Source organism: Novosphingobium sp. SG707, assembly GCF_012275515.1.
In the GTDB taxonomy this organism is placed as follows: domain Bacteria; phylum Pseudomonadota; class Alphaproteobacteria; order Sphingomonadales; family Sphingomonadaceae; genus Novosphingobium.
Genome location: NZ_JAAZQL010000001.1, coordinates 167995 through 189863 on the forward strand (window position 1 = coordinate 167995; position 21869 = coordinate 189863).

The 21869-nt window shown below is 64.3% G+C and carries 23 protein-coding genes; 7 read left to right on the forward strand and 16 right to left on the reverse strand.

Translation table 11 applies throughout. The features are described 5' to 3' along the window. Positions 1-12: 12 nt before the first annotated feature. Genes FHW92_RS00715 through FHW92_RS00735 form a run of 5 tightly spaced genes read right to left on the reverse strand, consistent with a single transcriptional unit; the run spans position 13 to position 4575 of the window. Positions 13-1119 (reverse strand): LLM class flavin-dependent oxidoreductase, encoded by a 1107-nt coding sequence (locus FHW92_RS00715; RefSeq protein WP_168601311.1) that lies wholly within the window; start codon positions 1117-1119, stop codon positions 13-15. 17 nt (positions 1120-1136) lie between these two features. Further along, positions 1137-2366, reverse strand: coding sequence for a rhodanese-like domain-containing protein (locus FHW92_RS00720; RefSeq protein ID WP_168601312.1), 1230 nt, complete (start codon positions 2364-2366; stop codon positions 1137-1139). Next, on the reverse strand, positions 2363-2983 hold the full coding sequence (locus FHW92_RS00725) for a cysteine dioxygenase (RefSeq protein WP_168601313.1): 621 nt from the start codon (positions 2981-2983) through the stop codon (positions 2363-2365). Before FHW92_RS00725 ends, FHW92_RS00720 begins: the two co-directional genes overlap by 4 nt. Then, a complete protein-coding gene (locus FHW92_RS00730) occupies positions 2980-3780 on the reverse strand; it encodes an ABC transporter ATP-binding protein (protein WP_168601314.1) in 801 nt (266 codons plus the stop codon). Before FHW92_RS00730 ends, FHW92_RS00725 begins: the two co-directional genes overlap by 4 nt. A gap of 3 nt (positions 3781-3783) precedes the next feature. Continuing rightward, positions 3784-4575, reverse strand: coding sequence for an ABC transporter permease (locus FHW92_RS00735; RefSeq protein ID WP_168601315.1), 792 nt, complete (start codon positions 4573-4575; stop codon positions 3784-3786). Positions 4576-4859: 284 nt separating this feature from the next. On the opposite strand from FHW92_RS00735, the gene FHW92_RS00740 reads away from it, so the two are divergent. Continuing rightward, a complete protein-coding gene (locus FHW92_RS00740; protein ID WP_168601316.1) occupies positions 4860-5693 on the forward strand; it encodes a LysR substrate-binding domain-containing protein in 834 nt (277 codons plus the stop codon). 108 nt (positions 5694-5801) lie between these two features. Then, positions 5802-6485: a peroxiredoxin-like family protein gene (locus FHW92_RS00745; protein WP_168601317.1), complete on the forward strand. Its 684-nt coding sequence runs from the start codon at positions 5802-5804 to the stop codon at positions 6483-6485. 37 nt (positions 6486-6522) lie between these two features. Here the strand turns inward: FHW92_RS00745 and FHW92_RS00750 are convergent, their stop codons facing one another. Next, complete coding sequence (locus FHW92_RS00750; RefSeq protein ID WP_168601318.1) at positions 6523-7254, reverse strand: c-type cytochrome; 732 nt, start codon at positions 7252-7254, stop codon at positions 6523-6525. Positions 7255-7429: 175 nt separating this feature from the next. On the opposite strand from FHW92_RS00750, the gene FHW92_RS00755 reads away from it, so the two are divergent. From FHW92_RS00755 to FHW92_RS00770, 4 genes are read left to right on the forward strand one after another with little or no spacing between them, the layout of a single operon-like run. After that, on the forward strand, positions 7430-8266 hold the full coding sequence (locus tag FHW92_RS00755; protein ID WP_168601319.1) for a hypothetical protein: 837 nt from the start codon (positions 7430-7432) through the stop codon (positions 8264-8266). Then, positions 8263-8691, forward strand: a complete 429-nt coding sequence (locus FHW92_RS00760; RefSeq protein WP_210428320.1) for a DUF6152 family protein — start codon at positions 8263-8265, stop codon at positions 8689-8691. The genes FHW92_RS00755 and FHW92_RS00760 overlap by 4 nt, the downstream gene beginning before the upstream one ends. Then, entirely contained in the window at positions 8688-9494 is an 807-nt protein-coding gene (locus FHW92_RS00765) for a hypothetical protein (protein ID WP_168601321.1), read from the forward strand. The genes FHW92_RS00760 and FHW92_RS00765 overlap by 4 nt, the downstream gene beginning before the upstream one ends. 12 nt (positions 9495-9506) lie before the next feature. Beyond that, positions 9507-9911, forward strand: a complete 405-nt coding sequence (locus tag FHW92_RS00770; protein ID WP_168601322.1) for a DUF6152 family protein — start codon at positions 9507-9509, stop codon at positions 9909-9911. 92 nt (positions 9912-10003) lie between these two features. On the opposite strand, the gene FHW92_RS00775 is transcribed toward FHW92_RS00770, so the two are convergent. The 4 genes from FHW92_RS00775 to FHW92_RS00790 form a co-directional block, all read right to left on the reverse strand. Beyond that, the gene (locus tag FHW92_RS00775) at positions 10004-10480 is read right to left on the reverse strand and encodes a hypothetical protein (protein WP_168601323.1); all 477 of its coding nucleotides are present in this window, start codon (positions 10478-10480) and stop codon (positions 10004-10006) included. 39 nt (positions 10481-10519) lie between these two features. Further along, positions 10520-11026, reverse strand: coding sequence for a DUF6644 family protein (locus tag FHW92_RS00780; RefSeq protein ID WP_168601324.1), 507 nt, complete (start codon positions 11024-11026; stop codon positions 10520-10522). Between the two features lie 11 nt (positions 11027-11037). Continuing rightward, the gene (locus FHW92_RS00785) at positions 11038-13539 is read right to left on the reverse strand and encodes a TonB-dependent receptor (RefSeq protein ID WP_168601325.1); all 2502 of its coding nucleotides are present in this window, start codon (positions 13537-13539) and stop codon (positions 11038-11040) included. Positions 13540-13663: 124 nt separating this feature from the next. Continuing rightward, positions 13664-13891: a hypothetical protein gene (locus FHW92_RS00790; RefSeq protein ID WP_168601326.1), complete on the reverse strand. Its 228-nt coding sequence runs from the start codon at positions 13889-13891 to the stop codon at positions 13664-13666. Positions 13892-14127: 236 nt separating this feature from the next. On the opposite strand from FHW92_RS00790, the gene FHW92_RS00795 reads away from it, so the two are divergent. Then, positions 14128-15168, forward strand: a complete 1041-nt coding sequence (locus FHW92_RS00795) for a nitronate monooxygenase (RefSeq protein ID WP_168601327.1) — start codon at positions 14128-14130, stop codon at positions 15166-15168. Positions 15169-15177: 9 nt separating this feature from the next. Here the strand turns inward: FHW92_RS00795 and FHW92_RS00800 are convergent, their stop codons facing one another. Genes FHW92_RS00800 through FHW92_RS00825 form a run of 6 tightly spaced genes read right to left on the reverse strand, consistent with a single transcriptional unit; the run spans position 15178 to position 21841 of the window. Continuing rightward, positions 15178-16212 (reverse strand): diguanylate cyclase, encoded by a 1035-nt coding sequence (locus tag FHW92_RS00800; RefSeq protein ID WP_168601328.1) that lies wholly within the window; start codon positions 16210-16212, stop codon positions 15178-15180. Beyond that, positions 16209-17234, reverse strand: coding sequence for a chemotaxis response regulator protein-glutamate methylesterase (locus FHW92_RS00805; protein WP_168601329.1), 1026 nt, complete (start codon positions 17232-17234; stop codon positions 16209-16211). Before FHW92_RS00805 ends, FHW92_RS00800 begins: the two co-directional genes overlap by 4 nt. After that, positions 17231-19495, reverse strand: a complete 2265-nt coding sequence (locus FHW92_RS00810) for a hybrid sensor histidine kinase/response regulator (RefSeq protein ID WP_168601330.1) — start codon at positions 19493-19495, stop codon at positions 17231-17233. Before FHW92_RS00810 ends, FHW92_RS00805 begins: the two co-directional genes overlap by 4 nt. Continuing rightward, positions 19492-20148: a chemotaxis protein CheW gene (locus FHW92_RS00815; protein WP_168601331.1), complete on the reverse strand. Its 657-nt coding sequence runs from the start codon at positions 20146-20148 to the stop codon at positions 19492-19494. Before FHW92_RS00815 ends, FHW92_RS00810 begins: the two co-directional genes overlap by 4 nt. Then, positions 20148-21416, reverse strand: coding sequence for a protein-glutamate O-methyltransferase CheR (locus FHW92_RS00820; protein ID WP_168601332.1), 1269 nt, complete (start codon positions 21414-21416; stop codon positions 20148-20150). The genes FHW92_RS00815 and FHW92_RS00820 overlap by 1 nt, the downstream gene beginning before the upstream one ends. Continuing rightward, positions 21413-21841 (reverse strand): chemotaxis protein CheW, encoded by a 429-nt coding sequence (locus FHW92_RS00825; protein WP_168601333.1) that lies wholly within the window; start codon positions 21839-21841, stop codon positions 21413-21415. The genes FHW92_RS00820 and FHW92_RS00825 overlap by 4 nt, the downstream gene beginning before the upstream one ends. Positions 21842-21869: the final 28 nt, after the last annotated feature.

Below are 21869 nucleotides of genomic sequence, written 5' to 3' on the forward strand. Positions count from 1 at the left end.
GGGGGATTGGTTTCAGCCGGCCAGCGCAGCGCTCTGACCTGCGCGATCAGCGACCTTGGCGCGCACCAGCGGCAACAATTCGCGGCCATAGAGCAGCGCATCGTCGAGCGGTTCGAAGCCGCGGATCAGGAAATGGTCGATGCCGATGTCGAAGTAAGCGAGCATGGCGTCGGCCACCTGTTCGGGCGTGCCGACCAGCCCGCTCGAATTGCCCTGCGCCCCGGTCAGCGCGGCAACGCCCGTCCACAGGCGGCCATCGCGGCGGTTGCCCTGCGCGGTTTGCAGCAGGCGCAGCGAACCTTCATTGGGCGGGCGGTGGCCGGTGGTGGGCAGACCTGCGGCGTCGCGATGGGCGCGGACCTGATCCTCGATCTCGGCGGCGCGCTTCCATGCGGCTTCCTCGGTATCGGCAATGACCGGGCGCAGCGAGAGCGAGAAGCCCGGACGCCGCCCGTGTTTCGCTGCGGCATGGCGCACGGCCAGCACATTCTCGCGCACCTGCTCCAGCGTTTCGCCCCACAGCGCATAGACATCGGCATGACGCCCCGCTACCTCGATCGCCTCGAGCGAGGAGCCGCCGAAGAAGACCGGCAGATTGTCGGGCTTGACCGAGGAGAAGGCACCGCGCGCTTCATAGAAACGGCCCTTGTGATCAAAGGGCTGGGCCTCGGTCCATTCGCGGCGCAGGATATCGATATATTCATCGCTGCGCGCGTAACGCTCGGATTTGACGGTATTAACATCGCCGTCACGGGCCATTTCATCATCGGCGCCACCGGTGATGATATGCACCGCGATGCGCCCCCCCGACAATTGATCGAGCGTGGCCAATTGCCGCGCGGCCAGCGTGGGCTGGGTAAAGCCGGGGCGATGGGCGACGAGAAAGCCGAGCCGCGTGGTGATCGCGGCGGCATGGGCGGCCACGATCTGGCTCTCCGGGCTGTTCGAGCCGAAGGGGATCAGCACGCGGTCAAAGCCGACCTCCTCCTGACCGCGCGCGGCGGCATCGACATAATCGCGATCCAGAATGCGGCCGCGCACCGGAGCGTGGATTTCCGAGGCATTGTTGAAGCCGATATAGCCGATGAACTTGACGGCATCAGAGGGGTTTTCGGACATGGAAATTCTCCGCAAAATCAAATGACGAAAAAGCCGTGGGTGCCGTCGCGCTCCAATTGGGCGACAAGGCCGTATTCCCAATCGAGATAGGCCTGCATGGCGGCCTGTGCGTTGTCTGTGCCTTCATAGGGCCGCTTGTAGCGGCCCTCCGCCCCGCGCGGGGCGGGGGCGGCATCGGGGCCGGTTTCGGTCTGCTCTGCGCCGCCTTCCAGCACGTAGACCTCCCAACCCAACTGGGCGAGCCAAGAGGCGGTCATGTCGGCGCGGGGGCCAAGGTCGTCGGCCAGCACGATGCGCGCACCGCGCACGGGCGCGAAGTGGTCGGTTTCCTGCACCAACTGCCCGCCCTGCGCATTGCGGAAGCCGGGGATATGGCCTGCGGCATAATCCTCGGGCAGGCGCACGTCATATTGGTAAAGCGTGCGGGTGTTATCGGCGCGCAAGTGGTCCAGTTCCTCGGGCGTGATCCGCTTGACGCCCGCGCGATAGGCCACCTCGCGTGCCTTTTCGCGAACTTCCTCCACCAGCGGCGCATCGGGCAGGGCGGCGCGGCGCTGTTGCCCCGTTTCCAGCCCCTGCCCGGCCAGCGTCCAGCCGATCGTGCCATTGCGCAAAGCATAGATCCGGTTGGGCAGGCCCGCATTCACCAGCGACTGCGCGCCGATGATGCTGCGCGTGCGGCCCGCGCAATTGACGATGATCGTGGTATCGGGATCGGGCGCGGCGGCGCGGGCACGCAGCACCAGTTCGGCGCCGGGGCTGGAAATGCCGCCCGGAATGCTCATCGTGGCATATTCATCGAAGCGGCGCGCGTCGAGGATGGCAATATCGGCCTTTTCCTCGATCAGCGCCTGCACATCCTGCGCGGGCAGCGAGGGCGTGTGGCGACGGTGCTCGACCAGTTCGCCAAAGGCCTTGGAGTAGCTGTTCACATCCTCGAACAGCTCATAGCCCGCGCTTTTCCAGCCCGAGAGGCCCCCCGCCAGCTTTTCAACATGGGTAAAGCCCAGCGCGCGCAGATGGACCAGCGCGGCCTCGGTCAGATCCTCGCCATTGTCATAGACGACGATGCGCGTGTCCTTGCGCGGGATGCGCCATGGCGCCTCGGCATTGATCCGGCGCAGCGGGATTTGGGCAGCGAACAGCGGGTGGCCCAGCGCGAACTCTGCCTCTTCGCGCAGGTCGATCAGCGCGATTTCCTCACGCGTGATCAGGGCCTTGCGGATGTCCTTGGCGGTAACACTCATTTGGATCGGTCCCACAGATTGGGCACCAGCGCATTGGCATAGCCCGAGATGAACAATTTGGCCTCGCCACCCTGCGCAAAGGTCGAGCGGCGGACCGCGCCGATATTGGCGCCGTAAACATGGATCGAAATCGAGGGCGCGTCGGCCAGAACATTGCGCACCTGATGGATGTCGCCATGGGCCGGGCTAAGGGCCTCCACCTCGCCGGGATTTAACGAATGCGGAGGCCCCTCCGGGGCCAGCGAGCCATCACTCTGGCGGCGGAAATTTTGGGATTCCTCTTTCCCACGCAAAACACCGACAAGCCCCCAGACCGTGTGATCGTGGATCGGCGTGCCCTGTCCCGGCCCCCAGACGAAGGAGACGACGGAAAAGCGCTCGGCACTGTCGCAATGGAGCAGATATTGCTGATAGCGCTCGGGCGAAGGCGCGGCGAAAGCATCAGGCAGCCAGTCATCATAGGCCACCAGATCGCTCAGCAGTGCGCCGCCCCTGTCGAGGATTTCGCCCTCATCCGACGTGTGATCGAGCAGATCGGCCAGTGCGGTGACGAAATCGCGCAAGCGACCAATGTTGGCTGACGTATTGACCGGGTGGTCCAGAACCGCCGCGCTCATGCCGATGCCCCTTGCGGGAAAGGTAGGATGCTGGCGCCGACATCGACGGCCGAGAGGACATGCTCGGAGGTGATTTCGCAGCCCAGATGGCCCAGCAGGCGCTGGCGCAGCACGCGGCCCACATCGCCGCGTTCGCCGCGCTGGACGGTGATATGTTCCTCGGCCACGATGCGGCCTGCGTCCAGCACGAGGATACGGTCAGCCAGTGCGACCGCCTCGTCCACGTCATGCGTGACCATCAGGATCGCCGGGCGATGCACCCGCCACAATTCCAGCACCAGCGCATGCATCTTGATCCGCGTCAGCGCGTCGAGCGCGGCAAAGGGCTCATCAAGAAGCAGGAGTTTAGGCTCACGCACCAGCGCGCGTGCCAGGGCGACTCGCTGCGCCTCGCCGCCCGAAAGCGTCAGGGGCCAGGCGTCGATGCGGTGCCCAAGGCCCACCTCGTTCAGAGCAGCCTCGGCGCGCTCGCGCACCCCCGGCCCTTTCAGGCCCAGCGCGACATTGCGCCACACCTTTTTCCACGGCAGCAGGCGCGCATCCTGAAACACCACGGCGCGGCTGTTCGGGATCAGCACATCCTGTCCGCCCACGCTGTCCAGCCCGGCCAGCGTGCGCAGCAAGGTCGTCTTGCCTCCGCCCGACCGGCCCAGCAGGGCGACGAATTCGCCCGGGGCGATCGACAGGTTCAACCCGTCGATGACCGTGTTGGCGCCAAAGCTGCGATGAAAATCGCGCAGGCGGACGACAGGCTCAGACACCGGGAAAGCGGCGGTAAAATTGGTTTCGGCCAGCATGATTTAAGCCTCCGCAAGATTGGGGCGCCAAGCCAGAGCCCGGCGTTCGATCAGCCGCACCAGCCCATCCGCGCCAAGACCCAGCGCTGCATAGACCAGCAGACAGACCACGATGATGTCGGTGCGCATGAAGTCGCGGGCATTGTTGACCAGATAGCCAAGGCCCGCCGAGGCATTGATCTGTTCGGCGACAACCAGCACCAGAATCGACACCGAAAGCGAATAGCGCAGCCCCACCAGCAGCGAGGGCAAGGCGCCGGGCAGGATCACATGCCAGATCACTTCGGCGCGGCTGAGACCAAAGCTGCGCGCGCCCTCGATCAGGCGGACATCGACGCCGCGAATGCCCGAATAGAGGTTGAGATAGACCGGAAAGATCGAGGCAAAGGCGATCAGCGCCACCTTGGGCGTCTCGCCAATGCCGAACCACACGATGAACAAAGGTGTGAGCGCCAGCGTCGGGATGGTGCGCTTGATCTGCATGATGGGGTCGATGGCGGCCTCGCCCTGACGCGACAGCCCGGCGGCCAGCGCCAGCCCAATGCCGATCGACAGGCCGATCACCAGCCCCGCCGCCACGCGCAGGAACGAGACCCAAAGATTATCCGGCAATTCCCCGGTGGTCAGCATCTCGACCAGAGTGCCGATCACGGCAGAGGGCGCGGCCAGCGTGCTCTTGGGAATCAGGCCAAGGCGCGAGCCGCCCTCCCACAGAATGAGAAAGACCACGGGCGACACCCAATGGCCTGAAAACAAAGAGGCTAGGCGCCGGTGAAACTGGGTGGATCGGGGCATGATAAAGCTCGTCGTGGCGGGAAGAGCTTCACCAGAACCCTAAAACTCTACTCGATCAATTGAGTTATCGGCGCGACCTATAAGCATAGCTCATAAGGGACGTGGCGAGCGCAGATTGATCAAATTTAATTATTGTTTTTCAGTATTTTAAATCAAATCTGTGGCGCGAATAGATTTGCTTTTGCATGGCTTATCTCTACTATTTTGATTGACAATAAGCCCTCATGCATAACACCCGCATTCCCCCCGGCGGTCCGCCCGCCCACCATCTTCCGAGGACACCCATGCCCGTCAATTTGCCCACAAATCTGCTGCGCAGCTTCGTTGCCATTGTGGACACGGGCTCGATGCTCAACGCCTCGGAAAAGGTGTTCGTCACGCAAAGCGCGCTCTCGCTCCAGATCAAGCGGCTGGAGGAATTGCTGCAACAAAACCTGTTCCACCGCGAAGGCCGCCGCCTTTCCCTGACGCAGGCAGGCGAACTGATGCTCGATTATGCGCGCAAGGTGCTGATCCTGCATGACGAGGCGGTTTCGGCCATCACGGCGGGCCATTTTTCCGGCCCTGCGCGCATCGGCATGGTCCAGGATTTTGCCGAAACGCTGCTCTCTGGCCTGCTGGCGCAATTTGCCGAACTGCATCCCGATGCGCAGATCTATTCGCGCATCGCGGGCACCGCCGAATTGCTGGCCCAGCTTGAGCGACGCCAGCTTGACATCGTGCTGGGCTTTGCTGCCGCCAATGATCCCAACGCCATCGCCTATGCCGCGATGGAATGGTACGGTAAATCCGATCTGCTGCGCCAGAATGTGCTGCCCCTCGCCGTGCTCGAGCCGCCCTGCCGCTTTCGCGAGGCGGCGATCCGCACGCTGGAGGATGCGGGCGTGCCTTATCGCATCACGGTCGAAACGCCCAATCTGACCACCTTGCGCGCGGCGGTGGATGCGGGCCTTGGCATCACCTGCCGCACGCATCTCTTCCTCAGCGAAGAACCCTTGCAGATCGAGCATCTGGCCCCCCTGCCCCGCGTCTCCTGCGTGTTGCAAACCGCGAGCAGCCTCGACCCGGCCACGGCGCGCCTGGCGCAATTGGCGCGCGAGATCGTCGTCGCGCTCTAACCGCTTATGACAAATCTTAAACCCTCGCGCCCCGCTTCTCACTGTCCGCAGGGGCCGAGGCGGGATTATCGCTGAACGCCTCGAACCCGCAAAAAGAGGCAGATCAGCATGGCCCACCCCACCCTTCACCAACTCCCCACCCTCCACCAACTCTACGCCGAGCTTCAGGCCGAACGCGAACGCACATGGACGTCCGAGCAGCTTGAGCGCAATGCGGACCAGCGCCGCTCGCTGGCCGCACGTTTCGATCCTACCGCCTATCCCCAGCCCGGCGATACAATCGCACCTTTCACCCTGATCGATCAGGACGGCAACAGGCTGAGCCGCGACGAACTGATCGCCCATGGCCCGGCGGTGCTGGTGTTCTTCCGTTTTGCAGGCTGCCCGGCGTGCAATCTGGCGCTGCCGCACTACAACCGCACTTTGTGGCCTGCGCTCAAGGCCGCAGGCATTCCGCTGGTCGCGGTCAGCGCGCAAAATCCGGTGGATCGCGGCATCATCAACCGCCATGGCCTGACTTTTCCGGTGGCCGCCGATCCCGATTATGCGCTGGGCCGGGCGCTGGGCATCACCTTCCTGCCCGATGACCAACCTGCGGTGAAGCCGGGCGACAACTGGATCGGCGCGACCCTTGGCACCAACAGCTATGAGATCGACCAGCCCGCCGTGCTGATCCTGAACCGCGATGCCACTGTGCGCCGCCTGATCGTCAGCCCCGACTGGCTGGACCGGCCCGAGGGCGAGGCGATCCTCGAACGCCTGCCCGAAGCGCAGGCGGCCAACGCAGCCTGATGGCAAAGAGGGCGCGATCCTATGTCGCGCCCCTTTTTCAATTGTAATGCAGCGTTTTGGCCCGCGACAGCACATAGACTGACAGGATTTTGGCATCCGTCGCGCTGATCCTGCCCGCAAAGGCGGGCGAGGAATTGACCCTCCCCTCGCGCACGGTCTGCGCCACCGAGGCGCGATCCCGACCGAACAGCCATGTGCGCGGCCGCGTCAGATCCGCCGCCCCGGTCGCCGGATCGCCCCAGCCCTGCAGCGTGTGGCAATCATAGCACCCGCCCTCAACCTCGAACGTCTCCTTGCCCAGCGGAATCTGTTTGGCATCAAAGGGCTGACCGGAAAGTTTCAGGACATATTCGGTGACGGCGGCGATTTCGTCAGGCTCAAGGCTTTGCCCCACCCCGCGCGCGGGCATCGTGGGCCAGTTGCGCGTTTTGGGATCGGGAGCGCGGATGCCGTGCAGGATGGTCTGCTCGACATCGCTGGCCTTCATATTGAACGTGTCAATGTCCTCGCCGCCAAACAGCCAGCGGTCATCGGTCAAATCGGGCACATGCGCGCCGGGCGCCCCTTTCAGATCCGCGCCATGGCAGGACGCGCAATGCCGGGCAAACAGCGGCGGGGCCAGCCGGACCGCCTCGGCGCGCAGGGCGGGATCATCCCAGATCGCATCGGCCGAGGCTGCCTCCAGCGCGCCGCTGGGCCGATCCACGCCGCAGGCGGCCAGAGAAGCAAGGCCGACAAAGGCAAGCAGGGATCGGGCATGGTGCTTCATCGCAAATTCTTTCATGGCTTGGGCGGATGGTTGGGGATTGGCCCCGAAGGCTAGGGCGCAGACCCGGCACGTCCACCAAGTTTTCCTCATTAGCTTTGATGAAAATCTGAATTCACCTTGGGCGCGGGATCGCTAAACCCATAATCTCAATTATCCCGATAGAGTTTACCCGCCCATGCTCCTCCTAGCCTCGCTGCTGTCCGCGACCTTGACCGCCGCCGCGCCGCCCGAACCGGTCAACCCGGCCCCAACCCGCGCATCCCTGGCCGTCATTGCCGACCAGCCCGATCTGTCGGGCGTGTGGACGCCGGGGCCGCTGGACAAATACGCAGCCGGCAACAGCACCGAGCCGCAATGGCGCCCCGAAATCGCCCCCATCTATGCCCGGCTCAAACAGCTCGACGCCGAGGGCAAGCCGCAGAACATCTGGGTCAATTGCCTACCCGAGGGCCTGCCCTCAAGCTGGACCCAGACGCTCAATTCGGTCGAATTTCTGCAAACGCCGGGCCGCATCACCATTCTGGGCGAATTGGACGGCAACCGCCTGCGCCGGGTGTGGACCGACGGCCGCCCCCATCCCGCCGACCCGGACCCGACCTTTTCGGGCCATTCGATCGGCCATTGGGAGGGGCAGACGCTGGTGATCGACACGGTGGGTTTTCTGCGCCAAGTGTTCATTTCCACCGGGCAAGGCGTGGGCATACCCAACAATGGCGACATGCATGTGGTCGAGCGCATCACGCTGACCGGGCCTGATACGGCGCGGGTCGATCTGATGGTCGATGCGCCCCGTGTGCTGGCCGCGCCATGGCATGCCACCCGCCTGCTGACCCGCCACCGCGAGCGCAAGTTCGATCTGGTCGAAAGCTCATGCCGCCAGGGCGATTTTATCGAAAGCACCGACAAGGACGGCCTCGCCATCTTTGCCCCGCTGCCCAAGGACGAAGGCGGGGCCACCCTGCCGCCCGATCAGGCCGCCTTGAACGCAGCGCCCGCCAAGGAGAAGAAATGATGAGTTCTCGCCGCCTGTTGGGCAGCATCGTTGCGCTTTGTCTTGCGCTGGGCGGCGGATTGGCCCCCGCGATCGCGCATCACAGCTTCTCGATGTTCGACCCTGCCAAGCCGCTGCAATTCGAGGCCACGATCCAGTCATTCCAATGGACCGCGCCCCATGCCGTGCTCTGGGTTCAGGCCGGGCAGGTGGGCACTTATGCTCCGGGACTGTGGTCGCTGGAATTGCCCACCAGCCCGGCCAATCTGGCCAAGATGGGCTGGAGCCGCAATGTGGTGAAGCCGGGGGACAAGGTGATCGTTTCGATCAACCCGATCCGCGACGGCCGCCGCGCGGGCCAGTTCAAAAAACTGACCATTGCCGCCACGGGACAGGTGCTTGAAGCGCTCAACATCCCCGGCGCATCGCAGCAGCCGCCCAAATGATCCGCGCATCGCTGTTTGCGCTGGCGATGACGCTGGCCGCCCCCGCTTTGGCCGATGATCCGATCACGCCCGCCCCCACGGCCAAGGACTGGCTGGAGCTGGCCCATCGCCCGGACTGGAGCGGATCATGGTTCCCCGTGATCTCGGATCAATTCGCGCAGGTGGCCTCCAATCCGCCGCCGTGGAAGCCCGAGGTGCAAAAGCAGATCGACCATTGGGACGCCGAGGAAAAGGCGGGCCGCCCGCGCGGACTGCTGCTCGATTGCCTGCCCCATGGCGTACCGAGTTTTTACCTCATCACCCATAATTCCATCGAGATCCTCTCCACGCCGGGCCGCGTGACCATTCTGGGCGAGAGCGACGGCAACCGGCTGGTGCGGATCTGGACCGACGGGCGCAAACCCCCGGCCGATCCCGACCCCAGTTTCCACGGATATAATATCGGCGTCTGGCAGGGGGATACGCTGGCGGTCTCCACCACCGCGATCCTGCCCCAGACATGGCTGGCTGTCTCCGAAGCGGTGGGCATCGCGATTGGCGAGGGCGCGCATGTCGAGCAGAAATTCCACCTGATCGGGCCGGACACGCTGGCGGTCGATCTGACCATCAGCGCGCCCGCCGTTTTGACGCGGCCATGGCAGACCCGGCGCCTGTTCACCCGCAAGCGTGCGCGCAGCTATGAAATCGTCGAGGGCGTGTGCCGTCAGGGCGATTTTGAGGAAACGACCGACCCATGGGGCAACCCGGCATGGCGCCCGGTGGCGCAATCGGCCGATGGCAATGTGGTGGCCCCCGCGAAATAAGGAGCAATGGTGATGTTGAAAAAGATCATGTCCACAGGCGCGCTGGCCGCCGCGCTGGCCCTATCGGCCCCTTCGCTGGCGCATCACAGCTTTGCCATGTTCGACCAGACCAAAGTGGTCAATCTGCGCGGCACGATCAGCGCCTATCGCTGGGTCAACCCGCATGTCTCGCTGTTTGTCGATGTGCAGGACGGGCCGATCAAGCATGGCGTCTGGGCGGTGGAGCTGACCAGTCCCGGCAATCTGACCCGGCTGGGCTGGAGCCGCCAATCGCTCAAAGTGGGCGACAAGGTGGATGTCGAGGTCAACCCGCTGCGCGATGGCGCGCTGGGCGGGGGTTTTCGCAAGGCGACGATCTTGTCGACCGGGCAGGTTTTGCAGGCGCGGCTGGTCGAGATCGAGAAGCCGGGCGGCTGAATATGTAATCCCTCACGCGGCGCGGTTCTTCTCTTTCCCGCGCAGCGTCCCGCTTGGGGCGGATGCCGCACCGGCATCCGCCCCTTTTTTCGTCACAGCGTATAGCCGATCCAGCGCCCGGCAATCACAATGCCCAGCCACAGGGAAAGCGAGATCGCGCCCGAAATACGCGGGATCACCGAACCCGGCTCGGCCAGTTTGCTCTGGGCGAACAGATGGAACACCAGCGCATTGATCCCGGCCAGCGCCAGCAGGCTGAACTTGGCCGCGAACCAGAAGTTTTCCGAATAGCCAATCGGATTGGCGAAAAGCAGCACGCTGCCGCTGGCCAGCGCCAAGGCAAAGCCGACCAGCGTGAAAGGCACCAGCCGTTCAAGCACCTCCTGCGCCGTCCCGCGCGCCGGGCCAACCCCGATCAGCCGCAGATCGACCAGCGCGATCGAGCCGATCACCAGCGTCAGCGCCGCGACATGCAGCGCCTCGACCGTGCCGAACAACCAGTTTGAATCCGCCAGTTCCAGCGCCAGCGGGGTTTCCGAAAGCCACAGGGCCACAGATTGAAGAGACATTGGGATAACCTTTCAAAAACAGATGGCTCAGGCGCCAAATCAGGCAGGCGCCCCCGCCCAGGCATCGGCATAGGCGATCCAGCGCCCCGCATAGATCACGCCCAGCCAGACCAGAAGCGTGGCCACCGCCAGCACTCTTTGCGCAGGAGAAACCGCCACGCCGCCCGTGTTGAACCGCAGCGCCAGCGGCCCCTGCGCCCATGTGCCAATCGAGGCCGCCGTGGCCAGCGCCAGCTTGACCCAGAAGATGGTGCGGAACATCGCGCGGGTCGGCTCGCTGGCAATCAACAGCAGACCGGTAAACGCCAGCACGCCCAGCGCTCCCCACAGAATCGGCAGGAAACGCGCCGTCACCTGCTCCTGCGCCACATCGCGCTCCAGCAGGTTCAGCGCGCGCAGATGGATATGCAGCGAGGCGATCAGCACCCCCGCCACGGCCAGAATATGCACCACCTGAATGGCCGGAACCAGCCAGTCATGGCCGATGACCAGCGCCGAGAGCGAGGTCGTGCCCAGCCATGCGGCGAAATCGACGAGAAGGGACATGCCGGATCCTTTTAGAATTTGACGCCGAGGCGCGCGTAATAAAAACCGCCGCTCAGGCCGAAGGGGGCGAAATTGCCGTAAAGGCCCGAACCATCCGAGGCGACGATGCCGTTCTTGTCCGGGTAAACATCGAAGAGATTGTTGGCGCCCACCGCCAGCGAGACGCGGCGCGAGAGGTCATAACCCGCCTCCAGATCGGTGATGACCTTGGCGCCGAAAGTGCGGTCGCCCGAGGCGACATTGCTGCTTTCGGTATATTGGCCATAACGCGTCGCGCGCAGCAGACTATGCAGGCGACCCCAGCTCCAGTCGCCGGTCAGCACCACCTTGCTGCGCGGCGTGGCCACCATCAGATCGCGCTGGGCCTGACGCCCGAACAGCGTGACCGACAGGCCCGAGAGCGCGACAGGATTGGCGGCGATGCGGCGGATCTGCGTTTCATTATAGCTGTAGGCTGCGCTCAGGCGGAAATTGCCGATGGCCGCGGTGCGCCAATTATATTCGCCCACCACATCGACGCCGCGCGTGCGCGTGTCGATGGCATTGGTGAAGAATTGCGCGCTGTCCACCCCGGTGATGCCATTGGCGACCAGGATCGCCTTGATCGCGCTGCCGCCATTGGCCGCCGTGCCGAGGAATTCGGTTTTGACAATGCGATTGTCGACATCGATCTGATAAGCATCGACAGTCAGTCGCGCCCCGCCCCGTTCAAAAGTCAGGCCCGCGGTGAAGTTCAGCGACTTTTCCGGCCGCAGAGGCGTTGCGCCAAGGGCAATTGCCGCCGCACTGTCCACCGGCAGGAATTTCGAGGTGGTGGACAGGCGGTCATTGCCATTGACCGTCACCGTGTTCTGCGTGGTCGAAAAGGCGGTCTGGGCCAGCGATGGCGCGCGGAAGCCGGAATTCACCCCGCCGCGCAGGGCCAATCCGGGCGCGATTTCATAGCGGGTGGAGAATTTGCCCGAAACCGTATCGCCCGCGCTGTCGGTGTAATGTTCAAATCGGCCCGCAACGCCGACATACCACGCCTTGACCACATTGGTGGACAGATCGACATAGGCCGCGACATTGCCCCGGCTGATACTGCGCGCATCGGCGGGCGAGGTGCCGGTAAAGGACACCAGCCCCGGCGAGGGCGAACGGCCGCCATAAAGCGTGCCGAAAGGCGTGCTGTCGGCCGGGATGATATAGCCGCCGTCGCGATAGGAATCCGGTTCGCCCGCCTGATTCTGAAACCTTTCCCAGCGTTGTTCGACACCGAGAGCCACCGAGAGCGGCGCGGCCAGACCGACGGCGAAATCGCGGCTGAGGTCGAGATTGCTGACCCACAACGTCTGCTTCTGGCGGCCCATGAAGAAGCTGGTCTTGCTGCTCGGCCCCAGTGAGGGGTTAAGCGTGTTTTCCGCGCCCAGCCGGACATTGTCGGTGCCATAGCTGGTCGAAAGATCCGCCGCCCATCCGGCCAACTCGCCCTTCAGGCCCAGCGTCGCCTGATAATCCCATTCCCAGATCCGGCGATAGGCCTGAAAACCCGAAGGATAGACCTGCGGCAGCGAGGAAAGGCCCAGCGTGTTGGCCTGTCCGCCATAGCCGGTGGCGGCGGGAAAGATCGAACCGCGCGCATCCTTGATATCGCGATAGGAAAGGGTCGAGAACGTATAGGCCGTCACTCCGCCCAGCGGCAGTTCGGCGTTGAGCGAGGTGTTGATGATCTTGTCGCGGTTCGACCGGCCATAACCGCCCGCGATCAGATGGTTGGCGCTGGCCTCACGCGGATCGGGCGCGCCATTGACCAGCGGATAGATGGTGGGAACCGGCAGGGCCGAGCTTTTGGCCGCATCATGATATTTACCCTCGGCGGAGAGGTGGACAAAGCCGCCATCGCCCAAAGCCGCGCCCCATGAAAGGGTTTGCTGCAACAGCGCGCCGCCCTTTTCATAAAGCTGCCCGGCGGTCTGGGTGAATTCGCCGCCCTGTTTGCCTCCGTCGAGGATGATGTTGATCACGCCCGAAATCGCGTCCGAGCCATATTGCGCCGCCGCGCCATCGCGCAAAACCTCGATCCGGCCCACGCCTGCGGTGGAGATGAGGTCGATGTCCACCGGGGTCGATCCGCCCGACACGCGCGAGAGATTGTTGATCAGTGACGTCGTGTGGCGGCGTTTGCCGTTGACCAGCACCAGCAGATAATCGCCCGACAGGCCCCGGATCGAGATCGGGCGCACGCTGGCCGAGGTGCCGCCCCCACCCAGCGCAGGCATGGTCAGCGAGGGGATAAGATTGCCCAGAATTTCTTTCAGGCCCGTGCGGCCGGTGGCCTTCAATTCCTGCGGGCCGATCACGTCGATGGGAACCGGGCTGTCGGCCACGGTGCGGCGCGGGGCGCTGCGGGTGCCGGTCACGATGATCGGCGCGCCCTCAGGAGCATCATCGGCCTCCTCGGCATGGGCGGCCAGCGGAAGGGCCAGAGAAGCGCCGGCCAGCAAAGTCGGCAGCCATGAAATAGTACGCATAGGAACCCCCAATGATTATCGAGGGCAGCGATAGCGGGCGGGCGCCGCCGTGTTTAACAAGGATTTGGAATTTTCATTGATGAAATCAGATATTTAGATTTCTCAATCTGCTTATTGGCAATGCTCAACCATCGTCGTGCAAAAACCGCGTCAGGAAATGCTGGCCCAGCGATTGCACCGGGCTGGCCGAGGGCATGCGCAGCACATCAGGCCCGCCCACCATGCCAACGTGATGCAGGCCAGCTCCTCGGCCACCTCCGTCGCAGGCCCAGTTCCTGTCGCACAGCCAGCGCCGCGCGCGCCAGGCGTCAGGTAAAATCCGCGATCTGCGCGTGCTTGTCGGCAATCGCATGATCGGTGGCGGCAAAGGCAGGATAGGTCAGCGCAACGGCGATAATCCCGCCAAGAGGCAGATAACCATGTTTAGAAAATCGAGGAAACGCGATATCAACTCCGAAAATTCCTGTATTTTGTGTGATGGCGGGTAACCCATACCCATGATTTACATTAACGAGGATTACTAAAGCCGGTCGATTAATCGAAATATGATTTTATTTGTTATGTGTATTTGACGGCCTCAACTGCCCCATGGACCTGCTCACCCGCCTTGGCCTTTCGATCCCGCTTGTTCAGGCGCCCATGGCGGGCGTTTCCACGCCGGACATGGCGGCGGCGGTGTGCAATGCCGGGGCGCTGGGCTCGATTGGCGTGGGGGCCACCGATGCAGCGGGCGCACGCGCGATGATCCATGTCTTGCGGGCGCAGACCGGGGCGGCGTTCAACGTCAACCTCTTTGTCCATGAGACGCCCAAGCCCGATCCGGCGCGTGAAGCGGAATGGCTCGACACGCTGGCCCCGCTGTTTGCCAAATTTGGCGCGCCGGTGCCGCAGCGTTTGCGCATCATCTATCGCAGCTTTGCCGATGATCCCGATATGCTCGCCATGCTGCTGGCCGAGCGGCCCCCGGTGGTCAGCTTTCATTTCGGCCTGCCCGCGCCCGATGTGCTGAGCGCGCTGCGCGGGGCGGGATGTTTGCTGATGGCGAGCGCGACCAATCCTGCCGAAGCGGCCATCATCGAACGCGCCGGGATCGATGTCATCATCGCGCAGGGGATCGAAGCGGGCGGCCATCGCGGCATGTTCGATCCCGATGCGCCCGATGATGGGCTGGGCACTTTTGCCCTCACCCGGCTGCTGGTGCGGCAAACCCGCCTGCCGGTGATCGCGGCGGGGGGCATCATGGATGGCGCGGGGGTGCGCGCCGCGCTCGATCTGGGGGCGGCAGCGGCGCAATTGGGCACAGCCTTCATCGCCTGCCCCGAATCCAGCGCGGATGCCGCCTATCGCGCCGCATTGATGAGCGATGCGGCCCATCACACGCGCTTTACCTCGGCCATTTCGGGGCGCCCGGCGCGTTGTCTGGCCAACCGCTTTTCAACGCTGGATTGCAATGCGCGTCCGGCCGCCTACCCCATCGCCTATGATGCGGGCAAGGCGCTGAATGCGGCGGCCAGGCAGAAGGGCGAGTATGGGTTTGGCGCGCAATGGGCGGGGCAAGGCGCGCCGCTGGCCCGCGCCATGCCGGCGCGCGAATTGGTCGAGGCGATCCGCAGAGAAATGGCGACCTAAGAGTAACGCCTAGCTCTGGCCGCGATCAATCACCGCCCGGTTGCGGCCGGAGCGTTTGGCCTCGTAGAGCGCCTTGTCCGCCGCCTCCATCAGGGCGAGGCGACGGTCCTCGCGGTCGGGCTGGCAGCCTGCGCCGCCTACGCTGATCGTCACCCGGCCCGACACCGGCGAGGAGGAATGGGCCAGATCGAGCGCCTCGACCGCCTCCACCGCGCGCTGGGCCAGCATGGTCAGATGACCCAGCGGCGTGGCGGGCAGCACGACGACAAATTCCTCGCCGCCCAGCCGGACCACGAGATCCTTGGGCCGCCGAAACGCGGCCTGCACCGCCTGCGCCACCTTGCGCAGCACTTCATCCCCGGCCAGATGGCCATAGGTGTCGTTGAATTGCTTGAAATGGTCGATGTCGATGATGAGCAGCGACAAAGGCTGGCGATCACGCGCGGCCTGGCGCCATTCGGTCTCGAAATATTCGTCGAAATAGCGCCGGTTGCTCAGCCCCGTCAGCCCGTCGACATTGGTTAACCTTTGCAGCGCGAAATTGGCCTGCATCAGCTCCTGCTGGCTCTTGCGCAGCGCGCGATAGGCCTCATCGCGCTGAATCTGCGAGAGATAGGCCGCCGAATGATAGCGGATGCGCGCGATCAGCTCGATCCGGTCGGGCAATTTGACCAGATAGTCATTGGCCCCCGCGCGAAAGGCATCACTCTTGACGCTGGCTTCTTCCTTGGTGGACAACACGATGATCGGGGTGTTGCGCGTATGCGGATCGGCGCGATACTGGCGCACCAGATCCAGCCCGTTGACCGAGGGCATCACCAGATCCTGCAGGATCACCGTGGGCTGAACCGCGCGGGCAATCGCCAGAGCATCGAGCGGGTTCGAACAATAGTGAAACTCGATCCCCACCTCATCCAGCAGCGCGCGGCGCACCGCCTCGCCCACCATGATCTGGTCATCGACCAGCAAAACCATGATCGACTGGCTGGGCAACGGCGGTTCGGTTTCGTCGATATCGGGATCGACCGAGACCTGGGGGTTCATTCTGACAATCCTTTCGTCGAAAGCCGCAGGCCGGGAAGCTCGGTCAACCGACGCGCAATCTGTTCGAGGGGGAGCACTTCGCGCGCCGCGTCAAGCTGGAGCGCGGCCTTTGGCATACCATACACCGCGCTGGAAGCCTTATCCTGCGCAATGGTTAAATGACCTTTGTCGCGCAATTCCTTCAATCCACGTGCCCCGTCGGCCCCCATGCCGGTGAGCAACAGGCCGGTGAGCGCGCCCGGCCAGAACTGACCCGCGCTGCGAAAGAAAACATCGATGGAGGGGCGATAGGTGTGATCGGAAGGCTCGCTGGAATAACCAAGTCTTTCCGGTGACTTGAACACCAGATGATCGTCTGTTCCGGCCACCAGCACCTCGCCGGGGCGCACCCGGTCGCCCTCCTGCGCCAGACGCACCGAGAGCGCGGATTGATCGTTCAGCCATTGCGCCAGCCCCTGGGCGAAACGGGCATCGACATGCTGGACAATGACGATCCCGGCGGGAAATCCGGCAGGCAGTTCCTTGAGGATCGCCGCCAATGCCGCAGGGCCGCCCGCCGAGGCGCCAATGGCAATCAACTGGCTGGTGGCACCGCGTTCGATGCCTTTGGGCGCGGGCGCACTGCTGCCCGCCTCGATCAAGCGGCCCACCGCGTCGATCTTGGTCAGCAGCGGATGTTTGCCCGCCGTCGGCGCGCCATGCAGCAGGGGCGTATCGACCGCATCGAGCGCGCCCTTGCCCATCGCGGCAAAGACCTGCGCGGCATTGCTTTCAATATCCGATGTTGCCACCAGAATGGCGCAGGGCGCCTCGGCCATGATGCGGCGTGTGGCCTCCACCCCGTTCATGCGCGGCATCACCAGATCCATCAGGATAATGTCGGGCCGATCGCGCAGCGCCATCTCCACCGCCTCTACGCCATCGGCGGCGGTCCATGCCACCTGATGCTGGGGCGCCTGCGCCAAAACCCGGCGCAATGCCTCGACCGCCAGCGGCAAGTCATTGACGATACCAATTCTCATGCCGCGCTCTCCCCGATCAGGTCTATCACGGCATCAATCAGGGCGTCATTCTGGAAACTACCTTTGGTGAGGTAATAATCTGCCCCCACTTCCAGCCCGCGCCGGCGGTCCTCCTCGCGGTCCTTATAGGACAGGATCATCACCGGCATGGCCTTGAGCGCGGGATCATGGCGGATGCGGCGCACCAGTTCGATCCCATCCATGCGCGGCATGTCAATATCGCTGACCACCAGATCGAAGCCGCCATGGCGCAGCGCGTTCCAGCCATCCATGCCGTCAACCGCGACTTCGACATCATAACCGTGATGATCGAGCAATTTACGCTGTAATTCGCGCACGGTGAAGGAATCGTCCACCACCAGCACCCGCTTGCGCCTCGCCCCGGTCTCAACCCCGATTTCGCGCCCGACCGGTGCCAGACGGTCCGTCGCCGCCAGCTTTTCCAGCGAGCGCAGCATATCCTCGACATCGACAATCAGCAGCGGCGCGCCATCCTCGGTCAGCGAGGCGGCACTGATATCCTTGATCTTGCCCAGACGCGGGTCAAGCGGCTGCACCACCAGCTCGCGCCCGCCGGTAAAGCCGTCGACCACCAGCGCGAACATATGGTCGCCCGCCCCCAGCAGGACCACGCAAAGCTCCTCGGGCGCGCCCTCGGGCGGGACGCAGCCCAGCACCTGATGCGCGCCCACCAGCCCCACCGCATTGCCCTCGATCAGGATATGCTGGCGCCCCTCGACCGTGCGGACCTGATCGGCGGGCACTTTCATCGCGCCCGCAATATGGGCAAAGGGAAAGGCATAAGGCTCGCCGCCGATATCGACCAGCAAGGCGCGCACCACCGAGAGCGTCAGCGGCAATTCAAGCCGGAACCGCGTGCCCTCGCCATGGCGCGATATGATCCGCACCCGCCCGCGCACCTGGCGGATCATGTCCTGCACGATGTCCAGCCCCACGCCGCGCCCCGAAATCTCGGTAACGTCGCTTTTCATCGTAAAGCCGGGCAGGAAGAGGAATTCGAGCAATTCGGCTTCGCTCAGCCGCGCCGCCGTATCGGGGGCGGCCAATCCGCGCGCGATGATCGTGCGGCGGATGGCGGACAGGTCGATGCCCCGCCCATCGTCGGAAACGATGATCTGCAAGGCGCCCGCCTGATGGCTGGCCTCGACGCGAATGAACCCTTCGGCGGGCTTGCCCGCCGCGCGGCGCTCCTCGGGGCTTTCCATGCCATGGTCCAGCGCATTGCGCAGCAAATGGCCCAGCGGCGCGTCCAGCTTTTCCAGAATATCACGGTCAACCTGGGTGCGTTCGCCCAGGATTTCGAAGCGGACCTGTTTGCCCAATTCGCGCGCGATGTCGCGCACCATGCGGGGAAAAGCGGCCATGCCATCGGCAAAGGGCCGCATCCGCACCATAAGCGCCTGATTATACAGACGATGGGCCAGATTGGTCGTGCGGTGGTTCGAGGCTTCGAGTTCGTCCAGCCCGCCCGCCAGTTGCCGCCGACAATCAAACAGCCGCCGCCGCGCTTCTTCCAGCGCCGAAGTTGCCCGCTCATCCAGCAAATCGGCAGGCAGCGCCGCCTGCAAGGCGTCGATGGCCGCCGCCGCCTGATGATGCATCCGCTTGAGCCGCAAAAGCGATTGTTCGAGCGGGGCCAGACGCCGGGTTTCGACCAGCGATTCCCCGGCCATGTCGAGCAGGCGGTTGAGATTTTCCGCGCTGACACGCAGGGCACGGTCCCCCTCACCCAGCTTTTCGGGCAGGAGCCTTTCAGGCGCGGGCGCAGGCTGTATTTCGGACGGAATTTCAGGCACGGCGGCCACCATCACCGGCGGCGCAGGTTCCGGCTCGCTCGCCACGGGCGCCGCAGTCAGCGCGGCGGCAAAGCGCTCTGCATCGGCCTGCCAGATATCCTCGTCGAAATTCTCGCCCTCCCCCTGCCCGGCCAGCGCCGAGAGCAGGTCCACGCCGCTGAGCAGCAGGTCGATCTGGGCCGGAGCCAGACGCAGTTGCCCCCCCTGCGCCAGAACGAAAATATCCTCCATCGCATGGGCCACCGTCACCGCCGGATGAACACCCACAATCCGCGCCGCGCCCTTCAGCGAATGGGCCGCGCGCATGCAGCATTCCAGCATATCGCCCTGAGCCGGGTCCTTTTCCAGCGCCAGCAGGGCGTCGGTCAGGGCCTTGGTCTGCTCCTCGGCCTCGATCCGGAACAGATCGCGCAGCGAGAGCGATGAAGGATCCACATGCTTCATGCCAGAAAGCGCTCCATCGCGGCAAAGACCAGATCCTCATCCAGCCGCCCCACCTGCATCCCCTGCCAACCCAGCAGGCCGCGCGTATAGGCCGAGGCGGAGCGGGCCAGCGTGATCGGCACGGGGCGCAACCGGCGCGTGTCATGGTTGCGCAGATGCTGCACCTCATCAACGGGAAAGGCCAGACGGCGACCCTCATGGCGCACCACCACCAGCCGCCCATGGCCGCCCACAGCCATCGGCCCGATCAGCAACTGCGCAATGGAAACGCAGATCACCAGTTCGCCGCGCACATTGACCAGCCCCAGCAGGCCCGGATGCCCTCGATGCGGCAGCGTATGGACAGGGCGCAGGCGCAGGATCTCGTCCAGCACCAGCGTGGGCAGGGCGAACGATTCCGCGCCCAGCCGAAAAACCATCAGGGATTCCCCGGCGCCATGGCGGGCTTCCTCATCCGCCTTTGCCACCGGCGAGGCATCGTGATCCACCGGCAGATCGCGGTCGAGCAGCATCGCCGCCGCCTGCGAAAAGCGGGGGCAGTTCCGGCAATGGGAATGGCGCGGCAATTCGGGGCAGGACTTATCCCCCTGAATCCCTATCTTTTTCCAGCAGGCGTCAATATCGGGCCGGGCGGCGGAAGAAGGCTGCTCCATCAGTTCCTCCGTCCATCCTGACGGCGCATGCGCTCATCGATCAATCTGGCCCCGGCATGGTCGCCCTCGCGGCGCAGCAGGAGCGCAAGATGGCCCAGCGCCTCGACATTGCCCGGATCGAGATAGAGCACCTTGCGGTAGTAATGGGCCGCCGCCTTGCCCTGTCCCGCCGCATCGCTGATCAGGCCCAGCAGCAGCAAGGCATCGGGCGAGGCACCATTCGCGCGGATATGGGCCTGCGCGCCGCGCTCGGCTTCCTCAACCCGGCCATCGTCGGCCATCCGGCGCAGCGCGGCCAGATCGAGCGTTTCGGCGGGGCGATGTGTGCTTTGGCTCCGCGTGAGTTCGGGGCGCGGGGCGCGGACCTTTTCGATCACGTGCAAAGGCACCGGCCGTTTGGTCGCAGCGGGACGCAATGACGCTCGCGTGGGCGTCGCCACGGTCGCCGCGATGGGCGCGCAGACGGGCTCAACCTCAGGCGCTCGGCGAAAGGCAAAGGACATCGCCATGCCCGCCGATACAAAACCCTCCGCGCGCATCAACCCCGCCTCGGAATGGCCGACAAACAGGGTGCCATCGGGGGCAAGCAACCGGCGGAGCACGGCAATCGCCTGCTTTTGGCGAGGGATATCAAAATAAATCAGCATGTTGCGACAGAAGATAACATCAAATCCGCCCGCCTGCGCCATAAAGCCGGGGGCAAAGATATTGCCCTGGCTGAAGCGGACCGGGGCGCGGACCTCCTCGCGCAGGGTCCAGCCATGGGGGGCCGCATCGAAATAGCGGTCGCGGAAGGCGAGTTCGTGGCCGCGGAAGGAATTGCGGCCATAGCATCCGGCGCGCGCCGTATCGATGGCATGTTGGCTGATATCGACCGCTTCAATGCTGAAACGGTGCGGCTCGATCCCGCTCTCCATCAGCGCCATCGCCATCGTATAGGCTTCCTCGCCGGTCGAGCAGGGCAGGCTGAGCAGGCGCGCGCAGCGCTGGGGATCGGCGCGCAGGCGGGGGCCAAGAACATCGCGCTCCATCGCGCGAAAAGCCTGAGGATTGCGGAAAAACCACGTCTCAGGAACGACCACCGCCTCGACCAGTTGCTGCACCTCGGCGGAGGAGGCCTGCAACAGCCCCCAATAGGCATCGCCGTCGCGCAGGCCTGTTTCGCGGCGGCGCGCATCGACCGCGCGCTCAATCGCGCCCGGCCCGATGGAGGCCGCACTCAGACCCATCACCCGTTCGAGCAGATCGGCAAAGCGGGTGTCGGTCATGGATGGGCCTCAATGCGCAAGGTTCCATCCAGCATCGCCGGCGGCAACAGATCGGGCAGATCGACCCGCTGGATCAGCCCGTCAGGCCCTTTGGCAAAGGGCGCGAAATCCTCCGGTTCCAGCCGCAGCATAGCGGTGGCATTTTCCGCAATCATGCCCAGCAGCGCATCAGGCACCCCCGGATGGCGCACGATGATGATCCGCGTGGACAACCGCCGCCGCGCCGGACGGCCAAGATCGAGCAGGCACAGGTCGATCACCGGCACAAATTGCCCACGATATTCAAAACTCTGATCCGTGGGCAGGTCGGCCGTGTCCGGCCCCTGACGGATTGTGCGCAGGGGCGCCAGCGGCACGATCTCGACAATCCGCTCGGCCGCCAGCGCATAACTGCCCTCACCAATGCGGAAATGAAGAAAAAGCATGAGCGGCAAATCCTGTCGTTACGTGCCC

Bases quoted from the DNA above. Each gene is read 5' to 3' on its own strand.
- FHW92_RS00745 (WP_168601317.1), top strand. From the start codon at position 5,802: ATGGCCCACCCCACCCTTCACCAACTCCCCACCCTCCACCAACTCTAC.
- FHW92_RS00770 (WP_168601322.1), top strand. From the start codon at position 9,507: ATGTTGAAAAAGATCATGTCCACAGGCGCGCTGGCCGCCGCGCTGGCC.
- FHW92_RS00760 (WP_210428320.1), top strand. From the start codon at position 8,263: ATGATGAGTTCTCGCCGCCTGTTGGGCAGCATCGTTGCGCTTTGTCTT.
- FHW92_RS00805 (WP_168601329.1), bottom strand. From the start codon at position 17,234: ATGAGAATTGGTATCGTCAATGACTTGCCGCTGGCGGTCGAGGCATTG.
- FHW92_RS00765 (WP_168601321.1), top strand. From the start codon at position 8,688: ATGATCCGCGCATCGCTGTTTGCGCTGGCGATGACGCTGGCCGCCCCC.
- FHW92_RS00820 (WP_168601332.1), bottom strand. From the start codon at position 21,416: ATGACCGACACCCGCTTTGCCGATCTGCTCGAACGGGTGATGGGTCTG.
- FHW92_RS00750 (WP_168601318.1), bottom strand. From the start codon at position 7,254: ATGAAGCACCATGCCCGATCCCTGCTTGCCTTTGTCGGCCTTGCTTCT.
- FHW92_RS00810 (WP_168601330.1), bottom strand. From the start codon at position 19,495: ATGAAGCATGTGGATCCTTCATCGCTCTCGCTGCGCGATCTGTTCCGG.
- FHW92_RS00725 (WP_168601313.1), bottom strand. From the start codon at position 2,983: ATGAGCGCGGCGGTTCTGGACCACCCGGTCAATACGTCAGCCAACATT.
- FHW92_RS00825 (WP_168601333.1), bottom strand. From the start codon at position 21,841: ATGCTTTTTCTTCATTTCCGCATTGGTGAGGGCAGTTATGCGCTGGCG.
- FHW92_RS00775 (WP_168601323.1), bottom strand. From the start codon at position 10,480: ATGTCTCTTCAATCTGTGGCCCTGTGGCTTTCGGAAACCCCGCTGGCG.
- FHW92_RS00790 (WP_168601326.1), bottom strand. From the start codon at position 13,891: ATGCGATTGCCGACAAGCACGCGCAGATCGCGGATTTTACCTGACGCC.
- FHW92_RS00800 (WP_168601328.1), bottom strand. From the start codon at position 16,212: ATGAACCCCCAGGTCTCGGTCGATCCCGATATCGACGAAACCGAACCG.
- FHW92_RS00755 (WP_168601319.1), top strand. From the start codon at position 7,430: ATGCTCCTCCTAGCCTCGCTGCTGTCCGCGACCTTGACCGCCGCCGCG.
- FHW92_RS00715 (WP_168601311.1), bottom strand. From the start codon at position 1,119: ATGTCCGAAAACCCCTCTGATGCCGTCAAGTTCATCGGCTATATCGGC.
- FHW92_RS00740 (WP_168601316.1), top strand. From the start codon at position 4,860: ATGCCCGTCAATTTGCCCACAAATCTGCTGCGCAGCTTCGTTGCCATT.
- FHW92_RS00795 (WP_168601327.1), top strand. From the start codon at position 14,128: ATGGACCTGCTCACCCGCCTTGGCCTTTCGATCCCGCTTGTTCAGGCG.
- FHW92_RS00785 (WP_168601325.1), bottom strand. From the start codon at position 13,539: ATGCGTACTATTTCATGGCTGCCGACTTTGCTGGCCGGCGCTTCTCTG.
- FHW92_RS00720 (WP_168601312.1), bottom strand. From the start codon at position 2,366: ATGAGTGTTACCGCCAAGGACATCCGCAAGGCCCTGATCACGCGTGAG.
- FHW92_RS00735 (WP_168601315.1), bottom strand. From the start codon at position 4,575: ATGCCCCGATCCACCCAGTTTCACCGGCGCCTAGCCTCTTTGTTTTCA.
- FHW92_RS00780 (WP_168601324.1), bottom strand. From the start codon at position 11,026: ATGTCCCTTCTCGTCGATTTCGCCGCATGGCTGGGCACGACCTCGCTC.
- FHW92_RS00730 (WP_168601314.1), bottom strand. From the start codon at position 3,780: ATGCTGGCCGAAACCAATTTTACCGCCGCTTTCCCGGTGTCTGAGCCT.
- FHW92_RS00815 (WP_168601331.1), bottom strand. From the start codon at position 20,148: ATGGAGCAGCCTTCTTCCGCCGCCCGGCCCGATATTGACGCCTGCTGG.